18 protein-coding genes are annotated in these 15,242 nt (G+C 71.4%); 9 read left to right on the top strand and 9 right to left on the bottom strand.

Annotation, left to right across the window (positions count from 1 at the left end):
* Positions 1-38: 38 nt before the first annotated feature.
* Together ACFC0Z_RS26490 and ACFC0Z_RS26485 are read right to left on the bottom strand one after the other, a co-directional pair.
* Positions 39-857, bottom strand: a complete 819-nt coding sequence (locus ACFC0Z_RS26490; RefSeq protein WP_376442701.1) for an alpha/beta fold hydrolase — start codon at positions 855-857, stop codon at positions 39-41.
* A gap of 113 nt (positions 858-970) precedes the next feature.
* Positions 971-1,642 carry a DUF4097 family beta strand repeat-containing protein gene (locus tag ACFC0Z_RS26485; RefSeq protein WP_376442699.1) on the bottom strand — a complete coding sequence of 224 codons (672 nt, stop codon included), beginning with the start codon at positions 1,640-1,642 and terminating at the stop codon, positions 971-973.
* Positions 1,643-1,872: 230 nt separating this feature from the next.
* On the opposite strand from ACFC0Z_RS26485, the gene ACFC0Z_RS26480 reads away from it, so the two are divergent.
* The gene (locus ACFC0Z_RS26480) at positions 1,873-2,613 is read left to right on the top strand and encodes a helix-turn-helix domain-containing protein (protein ID WP_376442696.1); all 741 of its coding nucleotides are present in this window, start codon (positions 1,873-1,875) and stop codon (positions 2,611-2,613) included.
* A gap of 8 nt (positions 2,614-2,621) precedes the next feature.
* Here ACFC0Z_RS26480 and ACFC0Z_RS26475 read toward each other — a convergent pair whose 3' ends face one another.
* Positions 2,622-2,918, bottom strand: a complete 297-nt coding sequence (locus ACFC0Z_RS26475) for a hypothetical protein (protein ID WP_376442693.1) — start codon at positions 2,916-2,918, stop codon at positions 2,622-2,624.
* Between the two features lie 112 nt (positions 2,919-3,030).
* Here ACFC0Z_RS26475 and ACFC0Z_RS26470 point away from each other — a divergent pair, with 112 nt between their 5' ends.
* A complete protein-coding gene (locus ACFC0Z_RS26470; protein WP_376442691.1) occupies positions 3,031-3,378 on the top strand; it encodes a hypothetical protein in 348 nt (115 codons plus the stop codon).
* A 206-nt stretch (positions 3,379-3,584) separates the two neighbouring features.
* Positions 3,585-4,841, top strand: coding sequence for an Ig-like domain-containing protein (locus ACFC0Z_RS26465; RefSeq protein ID WP_376442688.1), 1,257 nt, complete (start codon positions 3,585-3,587; stop codon positions 4,839-4,841).
* A 60-nt stretch (positions 4,842-4,901) separates the two neighbouring features.
* Here the strand turns inward: ACFC0Z_RS26465 and ACFC0Z_RS26460 are convergent, their stop codons facing one another.
* Positions 4,902-5,771 carry a helix-turn-helix transcriptional regulator gene (locus ACFC0Z_RS26460; RefSeq protein ID WP_376442686.1) on the bottom strand — a complete coding sequence of 290 codons (870 nt, stop codon included), beginning with the start codon at positions 5,769-5,771 and terminating at the stop codon, positions 4,902-4,904.
* Between the two features lie 129 nt (positions 5,772-5,900).
* Between ACFC0Z_RS26460 and ACFC0Z_RS26455 the strand changes: the two genes are divergently transcribed.
* Both ACFC0Z_RS26455 and ACFC0Z_RS26450 read left to right on the top strand, forming a co-directional pair.
* The gene (locus ACFC0Z_RS26455; RefSeq protein ID WP_376442684.1) at positions 5,901-6,980 is read left to right on the top strand and encodes an NAD(P)-dependent alcohol dehydrogenase; all 1,080 of its coding nucleotides are present in this window, start codon (positions 5,901-5,903) and stop codon (positions 6,978-6,980) included.
* A gap of 87 nt (positions 6,981-7,067) precedes the next feature.
* Positions 7,068-7,433, top strand: a complete 366-nt coding sequence (locus ACFC0Z_RS26450) for a DUF1330 domain-containing protein (protein WP_376442681.1) — start codon at positions 7,068-7,070, stop codon at positions 7,431-7,433.
* Between the two features lie 7 nt (positions 7,434-7,440).
* Here ACFC0Z_RS26450 and msrA read toward each other — a convergent pair whose 3' ends face one another.
* Together msrA and ACFC0Z_RS26440 are read right to left on the bottom strand one after the other, a co-directional pair.
* A complete protein-coding gene (gene msrA, locus ACFC0Z_RS26445; protein ID WP_376442679.1) occupies positions 7,441-8,103 on the bottom strand; it encodes a peptide-methionine (S)-S-oxide reductase MsrA in 663 nt (220 codons plus the stop codon).
* A 110-nt stretch (positions 8,104-8,213) separates the two neighbouring features.
* Entirely contained in the window at positions 8,214-9,323 is a 1,110-nt protein-coding gene (locus ACFC0Z_RS26440) for a hypothetical protein (protein WP_376442676.1), read from the bottom strand.
* Between the two features lie 82 nt (positions 9,324-9,405).
* Between ACFC0Z_RS26440 and ACFC0Z_RS26435 the strand changes: the two genes are divergently transcribed.
* Entirely contained in the window at positions 9,406-10,560 is a 1,155-nt protein-coding gene (locus tag ACFC0Z_RS26435) for a cystathionine gamma-synthase (protein WP_376442673.1), read from the top strand.
* A gap of 53 nt (positions 10,561-10,613) precedes the next feature.
* Here the strand turns inward: ACFC0Z_RS26435 and ACFC0Z_RS26430 are convergent, their stop codons facing one another.
* Genes ACFC0Z_RS26430 through ACFC0Z_RS26420 form a run of 3 tightly spaced genes read right to left on the bottom strand, consistent with a single transcriptional unit; the run spans position 10,614 to position 11,900 of the window.
* A complete protein-coding gene (locus ACFC0Z_RS26430; RefSeq protein ID WP_376442671.1) occupies positions 10,614-10,862 on the bottom strand; it encodes a hypothetical protein in 249 nt (82 codons plus the stop codon).
* Positions 10,859-11,329: a sigma factor-like helix-turn-helix DNA-binding protein gene (locus ACFC0Z_RS26425; protein ID WP_376442668.1), complete on the bottom strand. Its 471-nt coding sequence runs from the start codon at positions 11,327-11,329 to the stop codon at positions 10,859-10,861. Before ACFC0Z_RS26425 ends, ACFC0Z_RS26430 begins: the two co-directional genes overlap by 4 nt.
* Positions 11,330-11,384: 55 nt before the next feature.
* On the bottom strand, positions 11,385-11,900 hold the full coding sequence (locus tag ACFC0Z_RS26420; RefSeq protein WP_376442665.1) for a MarR family winged helix-turn-helix transcriptional regulator: 516 nt from the start codon (positions 11,898-11,900) through the stop codon (positions 11,385-11,387).
* 160 nt (positions 11,901-12,060) lie between these two features.
* Between ACFC0Z_RS26420 and ilvA the strand changes: the two genes are divergently transcribed.
* From ilvA to ACFC0Z_RS26405, 3 genes are all read left to right on the top strand, one after another.
* The gene (ilvA, locus tag ACFC0Z_RS26415) at positions 12,061-13,290 is read left to right on the top strand and encodes a threonine ammonia-lyase (protein ID WP_376442663.1); all 1,230 of its coding nucleotides are present in this window, start codon (positions 12,061-12,063) and stop codon (positions 13,288-13,290) included.
* A gap of 85 nt (positions 13,291-13,375) precedes the next feature.
* Positions 13,376-14,362 (top strand): ATP-binding cassette domain-containing protein, encoded by a 987-nt coding sequence (locus tag ACFC0Z_RS26410; protein ID WP_376442661.1) that lies wholly within the window; start codon positions 13,376-13,378, stop codon positions 14,360-14,362.
* Entirely contained in the window at positions 14,359-15,207 is an 849-nt protein-coding gene (locus ACFC0Z_RS26405) for an ABC transporter permease (RefSeq protein WP_376442658.1), read from the top strand. Before ACFC0Z_RS26410 ends, ACFC0Z_RS26405 begins: the two co-directional genes overlap by 4 nt.
* The last annotated feature ends 35 nt before the right edge of the window (positions 15,208-15,242 follow it).

Raw genomic sequence — 15,242 nt, 5'->3', positions numbered from 1 at the left:
CACGCCGAGGGCCCGTGTCCTTTCGAGGGCGCGGGCCCTCAGCCATGCGCGGCGATCTCGCGCACCGCGTCCGCCACCGCGCCGAAGTCCTTGCGCAGGATCTTCGAGTGGTTGCTCGGGACCTTCGCGCTCACCCGGATGTTCGGGTTGCGGTCCAGGACCGGGCCCAGGTCGGCGCGGATCTTCTCCATCAGCACCGGGTCGCCGCCCAGGTTGCCGCCGCTGGCCAGCACGTACCGCGTCGGCACCGTCAGCCGGTCGAAGACCGGGTCCAGCGAGGCCGGCGCGCACAGCTCGTTGATCTCGATGTTGATCTCGGCGTGGTCCGCGGCGCTCATCCGGGCCGCCATGCCCAGCGGGCGGGCGATCGGGAACAGCGGGCTCAGACGTCGGAACAGCTTCCTGACCTGCGCCTTCGCGGCCTCGTCCAGCCACTCGTGCGCCATGGCGCCATCCACGGACACCACGCCGGCGGCGCGCTCCGGGTTCCTCGCCGCCCAGTGCACGGCGAGCATCGCCCCGTACGACCAGCCCACCAGGATCGGCCGCTCCACGCCCCGGGCGGCCAGGACCGCGTCCAGGTCGCGGACGCAGGCCTCGAAGGTGTAGTCGGCGGACTTCCGCGACTTGCCGCGGGCGCGCTCGTCGTAGGTGATGTGGCGGTACTCGTCGCCGCCCAGGGCCGCGATGACGCGCTTCCAGTGGGACTGGTCGGCGTACGAGCCGTTCAGGTAGACGACCGGGCGGCCGGTGCCGCCGGTGTCGGTGACGGCGAGGGCCGTGTCCTCGATCGACACCATGCCGCTCCAGGGGGAGGTGGAGGTGACGGCGGTCTGCGGGGTGGTGTTGCCGGTCATGGTGCGCCTTCTTCCGGTGTCGAGAGCTGGGTGGGAGCGGGGGTGAGCGGGGGTGGTGGGGAGGCCGGGGCGCTTGGGGCCGCGGCCTCCCGGGGGCCGTCGCCTCGGTCGTCTCAGAGGCTGCGGGCGGTGATGTCGCCGTACGAGGTGGTGGCCGTGAGGGCCAGCTCGGCCCCGGCGCCCACCGTGTTCATGAGCGCGTTCTCGACCCGGCCGTACGCGGTGCCGGCGTCGAGCGTGGCCGAGGTCCCGCGGGCCGCGCCGACGGCGATGTCGCCGTGCTCGGTGCGCAGGGCGACCGCGCCCCGGACCGCCTCGGCGATCCGGATGTCGCCCTTCTGGGTGCTGATCTCGGCGTGGCCGCCGAGCCGGCCGATCGTCACCGTGCCGTCCTGGACGGTGACGCGGGCGCCGGCGGTCTCGTCGAGCTTGACGGTGGCCTGGGCGCCGTCGAAGGCGACGTCCCCGAGGCGGCCGACGCCCCGCAGGTCCGCGGCGGCGGCCTTGGCCTCGACCCGGGAGCCGGCCGGGAGCTGGACGGTGACCTCGACGGAGCCGGTCGCCCCGAAGAGCTGGTTCTTCGGCTCGGCGGCCTCGACCCGCAGGACGCCGTCGGCGTAGCTGACGGTGATCTGCTCGGCCGCCTTCTCGTCGCGGCCCTTGCCGGGGACGGCGGGGCGGACGTCGACGGTGGCGTCGGACCGGTCGGCGGCGATGAGCTGGATGCGCCCGGCCGGGATGTCGAGGACGGCGAGGATCGGGGCGGTGGTGGCGAACTTCTGCATCGTCTTCTCCTGTGGGTTCTTCGTGCGCTTCCGTGTTTCTGACAAGAGAAACGCTACGTTGCGTTCGCGGAGTAGGCAACGCACTCGTTGCATGTGTGGCGTGTTATTGCAGGTCAAGCGCGTCAAATCGTTGCGATGGTCCTGCGTGGCAATGCAACGCACGGGCGTGTATCGTTGCAATGAATTGAACGCGAACGCTACGAGCGGGCACGAACGAGACGGAGACCCCGATGCCGGGAGGCAGACTCACCCAGGCCGAACGCCGGCAGATCGCCCTCGGCCTGGCCGACGGCCTCGCCTACGCGGAGATCGGCCGCCGCCTCGACCGTCCGACCTCGACCATCACCCGCGAGGTCATGCGCAACGGCGGCCCGACCGGTTACCGCGCCGACCTCGCCCAGCGCGCCACGGAACGCCGCACCCAGCGCCGTACCCCCGCCGCCGCGCCCCAGGGCGACGCCCAGGCCGCCCCGCAGGCCCACGGCCGCGATCCCGAGGCCGTACGGGCGTACGAGGAGACGTTCACGACCGTCCTCATGGCGTCAGGGCTGCCCAAGATGATGGCCAGGGTGCTGGTGTGCCTCTACACGACCGACGCGGGCAGCACGACGGCCGCCGAGCTCGCCCGGCGGCTCCAGGTCAGCCCGGCCTCCGTCTCCAAGGCCATCGCGTTCCTCGAAGGGCAGGGTCTGGTGCGGCGGGAGCGCGACGAGCGCCGCCGCGAGCGCTACATCGTCGACGACGACGTCTGGTACCAGTCGATGATGGCCGGGGCCCGCGCCAGCGCCCAGCTCGTCGAGACCGCCCGCGAGGGCGTGGACGTCCTCGGCCGCGGCACCCCGGCGGCGGCCCGCCTGGAGAACATCGCGCGCTTCGTCGACTTCGTCTCGGAGGCGATCATGCGCGCGGCGGAACAGGCCCGCGAGGTGCTGCACACCAAGCCGGATCCCGAAGCGGAACCGGGGGAGTAGGCGAGGGCTCAGAAAGCCCGGCCGCGCCGCCGCATCGCGAGCGCCACGAAGCCCGCCCCGACGCCCAGGAACCCCGTACCGCCGATCAGGTAAGGCGTGGTGTCGGGGTTTCCGGTGTCCGCGAGCCGGTCGTCGGCCGTGTCCGTGTCCTCGTGCACGATCCCGGCCCCGACGCGTACGCCGGTGCCGCCCGCACTGCCCCCGACGGCCTCGTCGGTGGCGTTCGCGGAGGGGACGAACCACAGGGCGCACAGCAGCGTCCCCGCCGCGGCTGCGGTCAGGAGGGGGCGTCGGGCGGAGGACACGGAAATTTCGATCTCCCTTGCGGAAACCGCGCATCGGTCGGTGCGGCAGATGCTAATGAACACAGCGGGTCGCGGGAAAGCCGAGAGCCCCCCGACCCCTACGCTCCGAGTCATGAGTACTTCCGAGACATCACGGTATGTGCGGCTTCGCGTCGATGTGGTTCTGGAGATCGACGGCCCGGAGGCCCTGGCCGAGGCCGCCGAGGGCCGGATCGAGGGCGACGAGTTCATGCCGGAGGACGAGCGGGTCCACGCCCGGGCCGCCGCCCGCGAGGACAGCGCCGAGGCCCTCGCGTACCTCGTCGAGCCCTTCGACCTCATCAGGAACGTCCCCGGGATCGAGATGGTCCAGGCCTCCTGGAGCACGGAGGAGGTCGAGTACGACCCCGATGCGTTGGAGTGGGACCTCGGGGAGGAAGATGAGGGGGAGGAAGGCGAGCAGGAGGACGTCAGGCCCTAGCGGTCGATAAACGCCCTGTTCAAAGGCCTCGGGACATGGTCCCGGGGCCTTTCGTACGGTCCCGGGAACCGAATGTTCCACCCGTGCGTGTCGACCAGTGGTGTTGCCCACAAAGCTTCCGGTTCCGGAACCGGAAGAGGTGTGATGGGTCTTTAGATAAGCAGATGAGCGTTGGCAGGGAATCGGCGACGATGGAGATGCGTGTGATGAAGGACAGCAAGCGCCGCAAGAGCCTGGCGGCCGCCGCCGCGGTGCTCGGTGGCGTATTGGTGCTCTCGGCGTGCAACGACGGGGACAAGGGCGGCAGTGCCACCGGCTCCCCGACGGCGCAGTCACAGGCCCAGGTCGACGAGGCCGCCGAGGCGGCGAAGACCTCGAAGGCCCAGATCGCCATCACGCCGAAGGCCGGTGCCGAGAACGTCTCGATCAACAACGACGTCAAGGTCACCGTCACCGAGGGCAAGCTCACCGAGGTCACCATGACCTCGGCCGAGGGCACGAAGGTCAAGGGCGAGATAGCGGCGGACGGCCTCAGCTGGAAGCCGAGCGAGCAGCTGGAGCGGGGCGCGGTCTACAAGATCGCCGCCACGGCCGCGGACGCCGAGGGCCTGGAGGCCCACGAGAACTCGTCCTTCACGACGGTCTCGAAGGCCAACAGCTTCATCGGCAACTTCACGCCGGAGGACGGCTCGACCGTCGGCGTCGGCATGCCCGTCTCGATCAACTTCAACAAGGCGATCACCGACAAGGCGGCCGTCCAGGGCGGCATCAAGGTCACCTCCAGCTCCGGCCAGGAGGTCGTCGGTCACTGGTTCAACTCCCAGCGCCTCGACTTCCGCCCGGACGACTACTGGACCCAGGGCTCGACCGTCACGCTGAAGCTGGACCTCGACGGCGTCGAGGGCGCCGACGGCGTCTTCGGCGTCCAGCAGAAGACCGTCACCTTCAAGATCGGCCGCAACCAGGTCTCGACCGTCGACGTCGCCACCAAGACGATGACCGTCAAGCAGAACGGCAAGACGATCAAGACGATCCCGATCTCCGCCGGCTCCCCGGACAACCCGACGTACAACGGCGAGATGGTGATCTCCGAGAAGTACAAGGAGACCCGGATGAACGGCGCCACCGTCGGCTTCACCGACTCCGACGGCAAGGGCGAGTACGACATCAAGGACGTCCCGCACGCCATGCGCCTGTCGACGTCCGGCACGTTCATCCACGGCAACTACTGGGGCCCGGACTCGATCTTCGGCTCCGCCAACACCAGCCACGGCTGCGTGGGCCTGAACGACGTCAAGGGCGCGGGCGACCCGAACCAGCAGGCCGCGTGGCTCTTCGACCACTCGATCGTCGGTGACGTCGTGATCGTCAAGAACTCCAAGGACAAGACGATCGCCCCGGACAACGGCCTCAACGGCTGGAACATGAGCTGGGCGGACTGGAAGGCCGGCTCGGCGGTCTGACACCAGCGATCCAAAGGGAAAGGCCCCCTCCGTCGGAGGGGGCCTTTCCCTTTCACGCGATCAGTCCTGCACGTGCTCCACGGCCTCGTCCACCCCCCACTGCGCGAGCAGCCGCAGGGCGTCCGCCGAGGCCGATCCCGGCTCCGCGTGGTACGTCACGAGCACCAGGTCCGGATCGTCGCCGGCCACCTTCAGGGACTCGTACGACAGCGTCAGCTCGCCCACCAGCGGGTGCCGCAGCCGCTTGGCGCCGTGCCCCTTGTCGGTGACGGTGTGGGCGGCCCACAGGGAGCGGAACTCCTCGCTCTTCACCGACAGTTCGCCGACGAGTGCGAGCAGCAGCGGATCGTCCGGGTAGCACCCGGCGTACAGCCGGAGCGTGCTCACGACCTCGATGGCCTTGCACTCCCAGTCCACGTACAGATCGCGCGTGTTCGTGTCGAGGAAGACCATCCGGGCCATGTTGCGGTCCTCGGGCTCCCAGGCGGGGAAGTCGCCGACGAGCGCCCGCGCCATGCGGTTCCAGGCGAGGATGTCGAGGCGCCGGCCCAGGACGAAGGCGGGGAACCCGTCCATCGCGTCGAGCAGGTGGGCGACACCGGGCCGGACGCGCTGCGGGCGGGCGATCGCGGCCCGCTGCCGCTTCTTCACGGTCGGTTTCGCGAGGTGGGTCAGATGCGCCCGCTCGGTGTCGCTGAGCCGCAGGGCGCGCGCGATCGAGTCCAGCACCTCCATGGACACGTTCCGGCCGTTGCCCTGTTCGAGGCGGGTGTAGTACGCGACGGAGACCCCGGCCAGCTGCGCGATCTCCTCCCGGCGCAGCCCCGGCACACGGCGATGGCGCCCGAACTCCGGCAGCCCCACGTCCTCCGGCTTCAGCCGGGCCCGGCGTGAGCGCAGGAATTCGCTGAGTTCGGCACTGAGATCCATGCGTCCCGATTATCCCAGGTCGCAGCCGCGCGCGGACGTACGTACCTGACCCTGCCAGTGGTAGGAACGCCGGTCGTAGGAAGAACAGGTGCCTGGGTGATGTCCGTGCCGTCCGGCAGTCTTGAGGACATGACCACGAACGTCACGAACGTCCCCACCACGACCACCCCCGGCACCGTCGCCGCCATCGCGGTCCCCGCCGCGAACGCCCCGCTGGAGCGCACCACCGTGCCGCGCCGCGCGGTCGGCGAGCACGACGTCCTCATCGACATCAAGTTCGCCGGCATCTGCCACTCCGACATCCACCAGGCGCGGGACGGCTGGGGCGAGGGCATCTTCCCGATGGTCCCGGGGCACGAGATCGCCGGCGTCGTCGCCGAGGTCGGTCCCGGCGTGACGAAGTTCCAGGTCGGCGACCGGGTCGGCGTCGGCTGCTTCGTCGACTCCTGCCGGGAGTGCGAGTACTGCCGGCAGGGCCTTGAGCAGTACTGCACGCAGGGCATGACGGGGACGTACAACGCCCTCGACAAGAACGGCGAGCCGACCTACGGCGGCTACGCGACCCACCTCGTCGTCGACGAGAACTACACCCTCCGCATCCCCGAGGGCATAGCCCTCGACGAGGCCGCCCCGCTGCTCTGCGCGGGCATCACCCTCTACTCGCCGCTCGCCCACTGGCAGGCCGGACCCGGCAAGAAGGTCGCGATCGTCGGCCTCGGCGGCCTCGGTCACATGGGCGTGAAGATCGCCCACGCGCTCGGCGCCGAGGTGACCGTGCTCAGCCAGTCGCTGAAGAAGCAGGAGGACGGCCTCAAGCTGGGCGCCGACCACTACTACGCGACGAGCGACCCGGAGACCTTCACCAAGCTCGCCGGCACCTTCGACCTGATCGTCTCCACGGTCTCGGCCCCGCTGGACTTCGGCGCCTACCTGAGCCTGGTGAAGACGGACGGCGCGCTGGTCAACGTCGGCGCGCCCGAGGAGCCCGTCTCCCTCAACCTCTTCTCCCTCATCGGCGGCCGCAAGACCCTGGCCGGCTCGATGATCGGCGGCATAGCCGAGACCCAGGAGATGCTCGACTTCTGCGCCGCGCACGGCCTGGGCGCGGAGATCGAGGTCATCTCCGCCGACCAGGTCAACGAGGCGTACGAGCGGGTCATCGCGAGCGACGTGCGCTACCGCTTCGTCATCGACACGAGCACTATCTGAGCGGCGCGCGAGCGTGTGGGGCATGACCTCCGGGGCATGACCTCCGGGGTAATCGACCGGGCGGTCGTGCCCCGGCACGCTGTCCCCATGACCGCATACGCCATCGGAAACCTGCACCCGAAGCCCGTCCTCGACGAGGAGGTCTTCCAGTACATGGAGCGCATCCAGGACACCCTGGACCCCTTCGGGGGCCGCTTCCTCGTCCACGGCGCCCGCACCCGTGAGGTGCGCGAGGGGGACTGGCCGGGCGCCCTCGTGATCATCGGCTTCCCGACGTACGAGGACGCGCGGGCCTGGTACGACTCCGCGCCGTACCAGGCCCTGATACCCCTCCGCGCCCGCCACATGGCCGGGGACGTCCTGCTGGTCGACGGCACCCCGGACGGGTACAGCGCGGCGGAGACGGCCGCCGCGCTGCGAGCGCTTCAGGCGCAGGTTCCGGCCAAGCCGTAACCAGCGGCTACTCCGCCTTCGCGACCCCGATCGGGCACGAGACGCCCGTCCCGCCGATCCCGCAGTATCCGGCGGGGTTCTTGTCCAGGTACTGCTGGTGGTACGGCTCCGCCGGGTAGAACGGGCGGGAGTCGTCCGCCGGCAGGACGGTCGTGGTGATCTCGCCGTAGCCCGAGCCCGCCAGGACCTTCTGGTAGGCCGCGCGGGAGGCCTCGGCGGCCTCCGCCTGGGCGGGGGAGTGGGTGTAGACCGCCGAGCGGTACTGGGTGCCGACGTCGTTGCCCTGGCGGAAGCCCTGGGTCGGGTCGTGGGACTCCCAGAAGAGCTTGAGCAGCGTCTCGTACGAGACCTTCGCCGGGTCGAAGACGACCCGGACGGCCTCGGTGTGGCCCGTCAGGCCGGAGCACACCTCCTCGTACGCCGGGTTCGGCGTGTAGCCGCCCTGGTAGCCGACGAGCGTCGTCCAGACGCCCTCGGTCTGCCAGAACTTGCGCTCGGCGCCCCAGAAACAGCCCAGGCCGAAGTCGGCGACCTCCAGGCCCTCCGGGTAGGGGCCGACGAGCGGGTTGCCGAGGACGGTGTGGCGGTCGGGGACGGGGAACTCCGGCGCGGGGCGGCCGCGCAGGGCCTCCTCGGGGGTGGGGAGGACGGGGGTTCGGGACAGGAACATGCGGCATCTCTCCTCGGCGGCGCCTTGACCAACGGCAGTCCTAACGGCAGTCGTCACAACGCGAAGGGGCCGGTGGGGATTCCCCTCCGGCCCCGACCCGCGGGCACGACTCAGCGCGGCAGCGTCGCCGGGCTCCCGCCGTTCGCCTCGTACCCGGCCACCGCCAGGTTCCGGAAGACCGTGTACTCCGCCGCCGGGTCCGCGCTCAGCGTCCACGGCACCGCGCCGACGTGCCCGTCCACCTTCACGATCTGGTGCATCGCCTCGGCCCAGCGCTCCCCGCGCACCAGGAACCACACCAGCAGGTGCCGCACGTGCGCGAGCATCGGGTCGTCGGGCCGCGCCGAGTGCACCGCGTACAGCGCGCCCTCCATCGCCTTCGACACCACCGCCGTACGGAAGAAGTCCCGCACGATCACGAGGTCCGGCACGTGCTCGTACACCGCGAACAGCGGCAGCGCCGCGAGCAGCGAGCCCTGCGGGGCGCGCGCGGCGGCCGTCGTCGCGAAGTGGTCGGCCTCCTCGCGCGAACCGTGCCAGGCCTCGCACCAGTAGCGCAGGGCCGCCAGGTGCGCCCCCATGTGCTGCGGGGCCCGGTCGATGACCTGCGCCCACACCTGGTCGAACTGCTCGTGCCCGTAGCCGAGCCCGCGCGCCACGGCGAGCCGCGTGATGTACGGGACGGGGTCGCCGGGCGCCAGCAGGGCCGCCTCCTCGGCGACCTTCCGCGCCTCCTCCAGGATGATCCGGAACTCGTCCGTCCCCACCTGCGCGGTCCGGAAGGCCTGCTGCGCCAGGAACTCGGCGTGCACCGCCGCGCCCCCCGCGTCCTTCGGGGAGTCCGCGCGCCAGGCCCGCAGCCACGCCCCGCCGACGCCCGGCCGCTCCTGGAGCTCCAGGGAGGCCGCGCCCGCGAAGGCCTGGACGCGCTGCCAGCGCACCTCGCCGTCCTTCCCCGTCTCCGCGAGCAGCCGCGAGGCCGCCCGCCAGTCCTGCGTCGCCTGGACGACGTCGAGCACGTGCAGCAGCTCGTCGTCCGCCCCCGGCAGCCGTACGTCCTGGTCCTCCTGGCGCACGAAGCCGTACGCCTCCGGGTCCGCCGCGTCCGGCGCCCCCGGCGCGACCTGCCGGATCCCGCCGACACCACGACGACGTCGCAGGTAGGGGGCGAGGATGCTGAGCAGCAGCACCAGCGCGAGAAGGATCAAGAGAATTTCCATGTGTCCATTGTCCAGGACCGTCCGGAACACTGAGTGAGACATGCACGGCGGGGGATCGCGGTCAGGACTACGCTCCTGACCCATGAGCGACCAGCACTCCCACCAGAGTTTCGAGACCCGCGCGATCCACGCGGGCAACACCGCCGACCCGCTGACCGGCGCGGTCGTCCCGCCCATCTACCAGGTGTCCACCTACAAGCAGGACGGTGTGGGCGGGCTGCGCGGCGGTTACGAGTACAGCCGCAGCGCCAACCCCACCCGTACGGCGCTTGAGGAGAACCTCGCGGCCCTGGAGGGCGGCCGGCGCGGCCTCGCCTTCGCCTCCGGCCTGGCCGCCGAGGACTGCCTGCTGCGCACGCTCCTCAAGCCCGGCGACCACGTCGTCATCCCGGACGACGCCTACGGCGGCACCTTCCGGCTCTTCGCCAAGGTCGTCGAGCGCTGGGGCGTCGACTTCTCCGTCGCGAACACCTCGGACATCGAGTCGGTGCGCGCCGCCGTCAACGACCGCACGAAGCTGATCTGGGTCGAGACCCCCTCGAACCCGCTCCTCAACATCACCGACATCGAGGCCGTCGCGGGCGTCGCCCGCCAGGCCGGCGTGAAGCTCGTCGTCGACAACACCTTCGCCTCGCCCTACCTCCAGCAGCCGCTGGCGCTCGGCGCGGACGTCGTCGTGCACTCGCTCACCAAGTACATGGGCGGCCACTCGGACGTCGTCGGCGGCGCCCTCGTGGCGGCCGACGAGGCACTCGGCGAGGAACTCGCCTACCACCAGAACGCGATGGGCGCGGTCGCCGGTCCCTTCGACTCGTGGATCGTGCTGCGCGGCATCAAGACGCTCGCGGTGCGCATGGACCGCCACAGCGAGAACGCGGCGAAGATCGTCGAGATGCTCGTCCAGCACCCGAAGGTCACCCAGGTCCTCTACCCGGGCCTGCCCGAGCACCCGGGCCACGAGGTCGCGGCCAAGCAGATGCGGTCCTTCGGCGGCATGATCTCCTTCCGCGTCGAGGGCGGCGAGGAGGCGGCGGTCGAGGTCTGCAACCGCGCGACGCTCTTCACGCTCGGCGAGTCCCTCGGCGGCGTCGAGTCCCTCATCGAGCACCCGGGCCGCATGACGCACGCGAGCGTCGCCGGCTCCGCCCTGGAGGTCCCGGCCGACCTGGTCCGCCTCTCCGTCGGCATCGAGAACGTCGACGACCTCCTCGCGGACCTGCGCGAGGCGCTGGGCTAGTCGCGGGTACGGGGGGTGAGGCGCCCGTACGAGCTGCGCCCGCACGAGGCGCCTCACACCCCTTCGAACGGCGGCGTCGTCTCCATCGGCAGGGCCTCCCAGGGCCGCGCCGCCGACGCCCACACCACGAACGCCGCCGCGAGGACGAACAGCGTCCACAGCACCCGCCGCACCACCCGGTCCCGCCGGGCGAGCCGCGCCCCGCGCTCCAGCGCCCGTACGGAGAGGTCGGCGGGGACCGGCGGGTGCGGGGTGTCGAGCAGCCGCCGGACGGCCGCCTCCTTGTCCTCGTGACGGGTCACGCCGCGACCTCCCGCCGTCCGGCGGCGGCAGCGGCCCGCAGCGCCGCGACGGACCGCGCGCACACCGCCCTGACCCGCTCCTCGGGCAGCCCGAGCAGTGCCGCGACCTGCTCCTCGGCCACGCCCTCGTACAGCCGCAGCACGACGACGAGCCGCTCCTGCGGGGTCAGCGCGGCCAACGGCCCCTGTCCGTCGCCGCGCCGGTACCGCCAGCCGGCGCGGGCGAAGCGGACGGCGAGGTCGCGCCGCGTGAGCTCGTACGGGTCCTCGTGCCGCAGCCGCGACCACACCGCGTACGTGTGCGCGAGCGCGGCCGTCAGCAGGGCCCTGGCCCGGGGGTTGCGGGTGCGGGGCTCGGCGGTCAGCAGGGTCGCCGCGTGCAGCAGCCGCCCCGAGGCCCCGGCGACGAACGCCTCGAACTCCCTGACGGCATGCGCCCGTTCACCGATGCCCCTCGCAACGCCCATGCCCTCATGGGAGGGCAGCGGGAGGCCGGGGTCAAGACATCTGTCAGGACCTCGCTCAGGAAGCCGTGACCGTGCCCGCGGGCGCCTGCCCCGCGCTCCCCGACTGCCGTTCGGACAGTGCGGTGTTGAAGCGCGTGAGCAGCGTGCAGAAGGACTCGCGCTCGTCCGGCGTCCAGCCCTCCGTGACCTCGACCATCAGCGCGCGCCGCGAGGAGCGGACCTCTTCGAGGCGCGCGAGACCGCGCGGGGACAGCTGGAGCACGACCGCGCGCCCGTCCTCCGGGTGCGAGGTCCGCTTGACGAGGCCGGTGTCGACGAGCGGGGCGACCTGCCGGGTCACGGTCGACGAGTCGATCCCCATGCCCGCGGCGAGCGCCTTGACGCCCATCGGGCCCTCCTGGTCGAGCCGGTTGAGCAGCAGATAGGCGGCCCGGTCCATGGAGTTGCGGAGCTGGCCCGTGCCGGCGAGACGGGTCTGCTCGGCCCGGCGGGCGAAGACGGCCACCTGGTGCTGGAGGGCGTCGAGGAGACCGGGGTCGAGATCAGTCGTCATGTCCTGAGTTGTGGGCATGGCTATTGGTCACTCTCGTGTGGGGGTGGTCGTTCGGTGGGGGACAGAGTACGCGGCCGAATGGGGGTCCGTACCGGGGCTGCGCAAACCAGTTCCGAGACGTCGGGAACAGCCGGCCGCCGGGCGGCCACGAGGGCGGTGAGCTGCGAGACTTGCTGTCATGAGCTTCCGTACGCCAGACCCCTTGCACCGGCTGATGCTGGACGACGTGCGCGGGGCGCAGAAGATGCTGTCCGGGGTCGCCCGGGTGACCGCGATGGAGGGCAGCCGGCACCTCTCGTCCCTGCTCGGCTCGCCCGTCCACCTCAAGTGCGAGAACCTCCAGCGGACCGGCTCCTTCAAGCTGCGCGGCGCGTACGTCCGCATCGCCGGCCTGCGGCCCGAGGAGCGGGCGGCCGGGGTCGTCGCCGCGTCCGCGGGCAACCACGCCCAGGGCGTCGCGCTCGCCTCGCGCCTCCTCGGCGTGCACGCGACGGTCTTCATGCCGGTCGGCGCCCCGCTGCCGAAGGTCGCGGCGACCCGGGAGTACGGCGCCGACGTCCGGCTGCACGGCCACGTCGTCGACGAGACCCTCGCGGCGGCGGAGGAGTACGCGATGAGGACCGGCGCGGTCTTCATCCACCCCTTCGACCACCCCGACATCATCGCCGGACAGGGCACGGTCGGCCTGGAGATCCTGGAGCAGTGCCCCGAGGTCCGGACGATCGTCGTGGGCATCGGCGGCGGCGGCCTCGCGGCCGGCGTCGGGCTCGCGGTGAAGTCGCTGCGCCCCGACGTGAAGGTGATCGGCGTGCAGGCCGAGGGCGCGGCCGCCTACCCGCCCTCCCTGGCCGCCGGTCACCCCGTCGTCGTCGAGTCGCCGGTGACGATGGCGGACGGGATCAAGGTGGGCCGGCCCGGGGACGTACCGTTCCGGCTCGTCCAGGAGTACGTGGACGAGGTCCGCACCGTCACGGAGGACGACCTGTCCTCGGCGCTGCTGCTCTGCCTGGAGCGGGCGAAGCTCGTCGTCGAACCGGCCGGCGCGAGCCCGGTGGCCGCGCTCCTCGCCGACCCGGACGCCTTCCGGGGGCCCGTGGTGGCGCTCCTGTCGGGCGGCAACGTCGACCCGCTCCTCCTCCAGCGCATCCTGCGGCACGGCATGTCCGCGGGCGGCCGCTACCTGAGCCTGCGGCTCCGCGTCACGGACCGCCCGGGCGCCCTCGCGACCCTGCTCGCGGTGCTCACCGTGGTCGACGCGAACGTCCTGGACGTCAGCCACGTGCGGACGGACCCGCGGCTCGGCCTGACCGAGGCGGAGGTCGAGCTCCATCTGGAGACGAAGGGCCCGCAGCACTGCCGCGAGGTGGAGGAGGCGCTGAAGGACGCCGGGTACACGGTCCTCGGCTGAACCGCCGAAGGGCGAGGGCACCCCGTACGGCCTAGGATCGTCTGGAATACCCCGTAAGCACTCATATTGCCCAAGGAGTATGACCATGCCAGGCGCGATCCACGCCGAAGGTCTGGTGAAGACCTTCGGCGACGTACGAGCTCTGGACGGCGTCGACCTCGACGTCCCGGAAGGGACGGTCCTGGGCCTGCTCGGCCCGAACGGCGCGGGCAAGACGACCACCGTGCGCGTGCTCACGACGCTCCTCCGGCCCGACAGCGGAACCGCCGTCGTCGCCGGGATCGACGTGCTCAAGCACCCCAACGAGGTGCGCCGTTCGATCGGCCTCTCCGGCCAGTTCGCCGCCGTCGACGAGTACCTCACCGGCCGCGAGAACCTCCAGATGGTCGGCCGGCTCTACCAGATGAAGTCCAAGGCGGCGAAGGAGCGGGCGGGCGAGCTCCTCGACCGGTTCCACCTCGCCGACGCCGCCGACCGCCCGGCGAAGACGTACTCCGGCGGCATGCGCCGCCGCCTCGACCTCGCGGCGGCCCTGGTCGTCGCCCCGCCGGTCATGTTCATGGACGAACCGACGACCGGCCTCGACCCCCGCAACCGCCAGGGCCTGTGGGACGTCATCAAGGAACTCGTCGCGGGCGGCACGACCCTGCTCCTCACCACCCAGTACCTGGAGGAGGCCGACCACCTCGCCCACGACATCTGCGTCGTCGACCGCGGCAGGGTCATCGCGCGCGGCACCTCCGACCAGCTCAAGGCCCAGACCGGCGGCGAACGCGTCGAGGTCGTCGTCCACGAACCGGAGATGATCACCGGAGCCCGCGAGGTCCTCGACCGCTACGGCCACGGCGAGGTCTCGGTCGAGCACCACACCCGCAAGCTCATCGTCCCCGTCACCGGCGGCGCGAAGCTGCTCGCCGAGGTCATCCGCGACCTGGACGCCGTCGGCGTCGAGATCGACGACATCGGCCTGCGCCGCCCCACCCTCGACGACGTCTTCATCTCCCTGACGGGCCACGCGGCCGACCGCGAGGAAGAGGAGGCGGCGGACAACGGGAAGGAGAGGGCCGCATGACCACCCTCACGGATTCCGTGAAGGCCGTGCCGAAACCGCGCGGCGGCATCGCCCAGTCGATCAACGACTCCCTGGTCGTCACCCAGCGCAACCTGATCCGGATGAGCCGCATCCCGGAGATGGTCATCTTCGGGCTCATCCAGCCCGTGATGTTCGTGATCCTCTTCAGCTTCGTCTTCGGCGGCTCGATGAGCGTCGGCGGGAACACGGACCCGGTCGTCTACCGGAACTTCCTGATGGCGGGCATCTTCGCCCAGACGGTCACCTTCGCCACGGCCGGCGCGGGCGCGGGCATCGCCGACGACATGAGCAAGGGCCTCGTCGACCGGTTCCGCTCGCTGCCGATGGCCCGCGGCGCGGTCCTCACCGGCCGCACCCTCGCCGACCTCGTCCAGACGGCCCTGACCCTCGTCGTCCTCGCGGCCGTCGGCCTCATGGTCGGCTGGCGCATCAACAACGGCTTCCCGAAGGCCCTCGCCGCCTTCGGCCTGCTGCTGCTCCTCGGGTACGCGTTCTCCTGGATCGGCGCGCTCATCGGCCTCTCGGTCCGCACCCCGGAGGCGGCGACCTCGGGCGGTCTGATCTGGCTCTTCCCGGTGACGTTCGTGTCGAACGCCTTCGTCGACCCGAGCATGATGGCCGACTGGCTCCGCCCGATCGCCGAGTGGAACCCGTTCAGCGCGACCGTCCAGGCCTGCCGCGAGCTGTTCGGCAACCCGGGCGTGGTGCAGTCGGACGCGTGGCCGATGCAGCACTCGGTGTGGGCGTCGATCCTCTGGTCGGCCCTGATCATCGTGGTCTTCCGGACGCTGTCGGTCCGCAAGTACCGCTCGGCGACGCTGTAGGAACGCCGAAGGGCCGGATCCCGGGTTCTCCCGGG

Source organism: Streptomyces sp. NPDC056144 (genome assembly GCF_042264145.1).
Taxonomy (GTDB): domain Bacteria; phylum Actinomycetota; class Actinomycetes; order Streptomycetales; family Streptomycetaceae; genus Streptomyces.
The sequence above is the reverse complement of the archived record's forward strand: the minus strand, read 5'-3'. Positions and strand labels throughout refer to the sequence as shown.

What these genes read in the sequence shown, in the direction of transcription:
- ACFC0Z_RS26490 (WP_376442701.1), bottom strand. Translation starts at nt 857, where the DNA reads ATGACCGGCAACACCACCCCGCAGACCGCCGTCACCTCCACCTCCCCC.
- ACFC0Z_RS26485 (WP_376442699.1), bottom strand. Translation starts at nt 1,642, where the DNA reads ATGCAGAAGTTCGCCACCACCGCCCCGATCCTCGCCGTCCTCGACATC.
- ACFC0Z_RS26480 (WP_376442696.1), top strand. Translation starts at nt 1,873, where the DNA reads ATGCCGGGAGGCAGACTCACCCAGGCCGAACGCCGGCAGATCGCCCTC.
- ACFC0Z_RS26470 (WP_376442691.1), top strand. Translation starts at nt 3,031, where the DNA reads ATGAGTACTTCCGAGACATCACGGTATGTGCGGCTTCGCGTCGATGTG.
- ACFC0Z_RS26465 (WP_376442688.1), top strand. Translation starts at nt 3,585, where the DNA reads ATGAAGGACAGCAAGCGCCGCAAGAGCCTGGCGGCCGCCGCCGCGGTG.
- ACFC0Z_RS26460 (WP_376442686.1), bottom strand. Translation starts at nt 5,771, where the DNA reads ATGGATCTCAGTGCCGAACTCAGCGAATTCCTGCGCTCACGCCGGGCC.
- ACFC0Z_RS26455 (WP_376442684.1), top strand. Translation starts at nt 5,901, where the DNA reads ATGACCACGAACGTCACGAACGTCCCCACCACGACCACCCCCGGCACC.
- ACFC0Z_RS26450 (WP_376442681.1), top strand. Translation starts at nt 7,068, where the DNA reads ATGACCGCATACGCCATCGGAAACCTGCACCCGAAGCCCGTCCTCGAC.
- msrA (WP_376442679.1), bottom strand. Translation starts at nt 8,103, where the DNA reads ATGTTCCTGTCCCGAACCCCCGTCCTCCCCACCCCCGAGGAGGCCCTG.
- ACFC0Z_RS26440 (WP_376442676.1), bottom strand. Translation starts at nt 9,323, where the DNA reads ATGGAAATTCTCTTGATCCTTCTCGCGCTGGTGCTGCTGCTCAGCATC.
- ACFC0Z_RS26435 (WP_376442673.1), top strand. Translation starts at nt 9,406, where the DNA reads ATGAGCGACCAGCACTCCCACCAGAGTTTCGAGACCCGCGCGATCCAC.
- ACFC0Z_RS26425 (WP_376442668.1), bottom strand. Translation starts at nt 11,329, where the DNA reads ATGGGCGTTGCGAGGGGCATCGGTGAACGGGCGCATGCCGTCAGGGAG.
- ACFC0Z_RS26420 (WP_376442665.1), bottom strand. Translation starts at nt 11,900, where the DNA reads ATGCCCACAACTCAGGACATGACGACTGATCTCGACCCCGGTCTCCTC.
- ilvA (WP_376442663.1), top strand. Translation starts at nt 12,061, where the DNA reads ATGAGCTTCCGTACGCCAGACCCCTTGCACCGGCTGATGCTGGACGAC.
- ACFC0Z_RS26410 (WP_376442661.1), top strand. Translation starts at nt 13,376, where the DNA reads ATGCCAGGCGCGATCCACGCCGAAGGTCTGGTGAAGACCTTCGGCGAC.
- ACFC0Z_RS26405 (WP_376442658.1), top strand. Translation starts at nt 14,359, where the DNA reads ATGACCACCCTCACGGATTCCGTGAAGGCCGTGCCGAAACCGCGCGGC.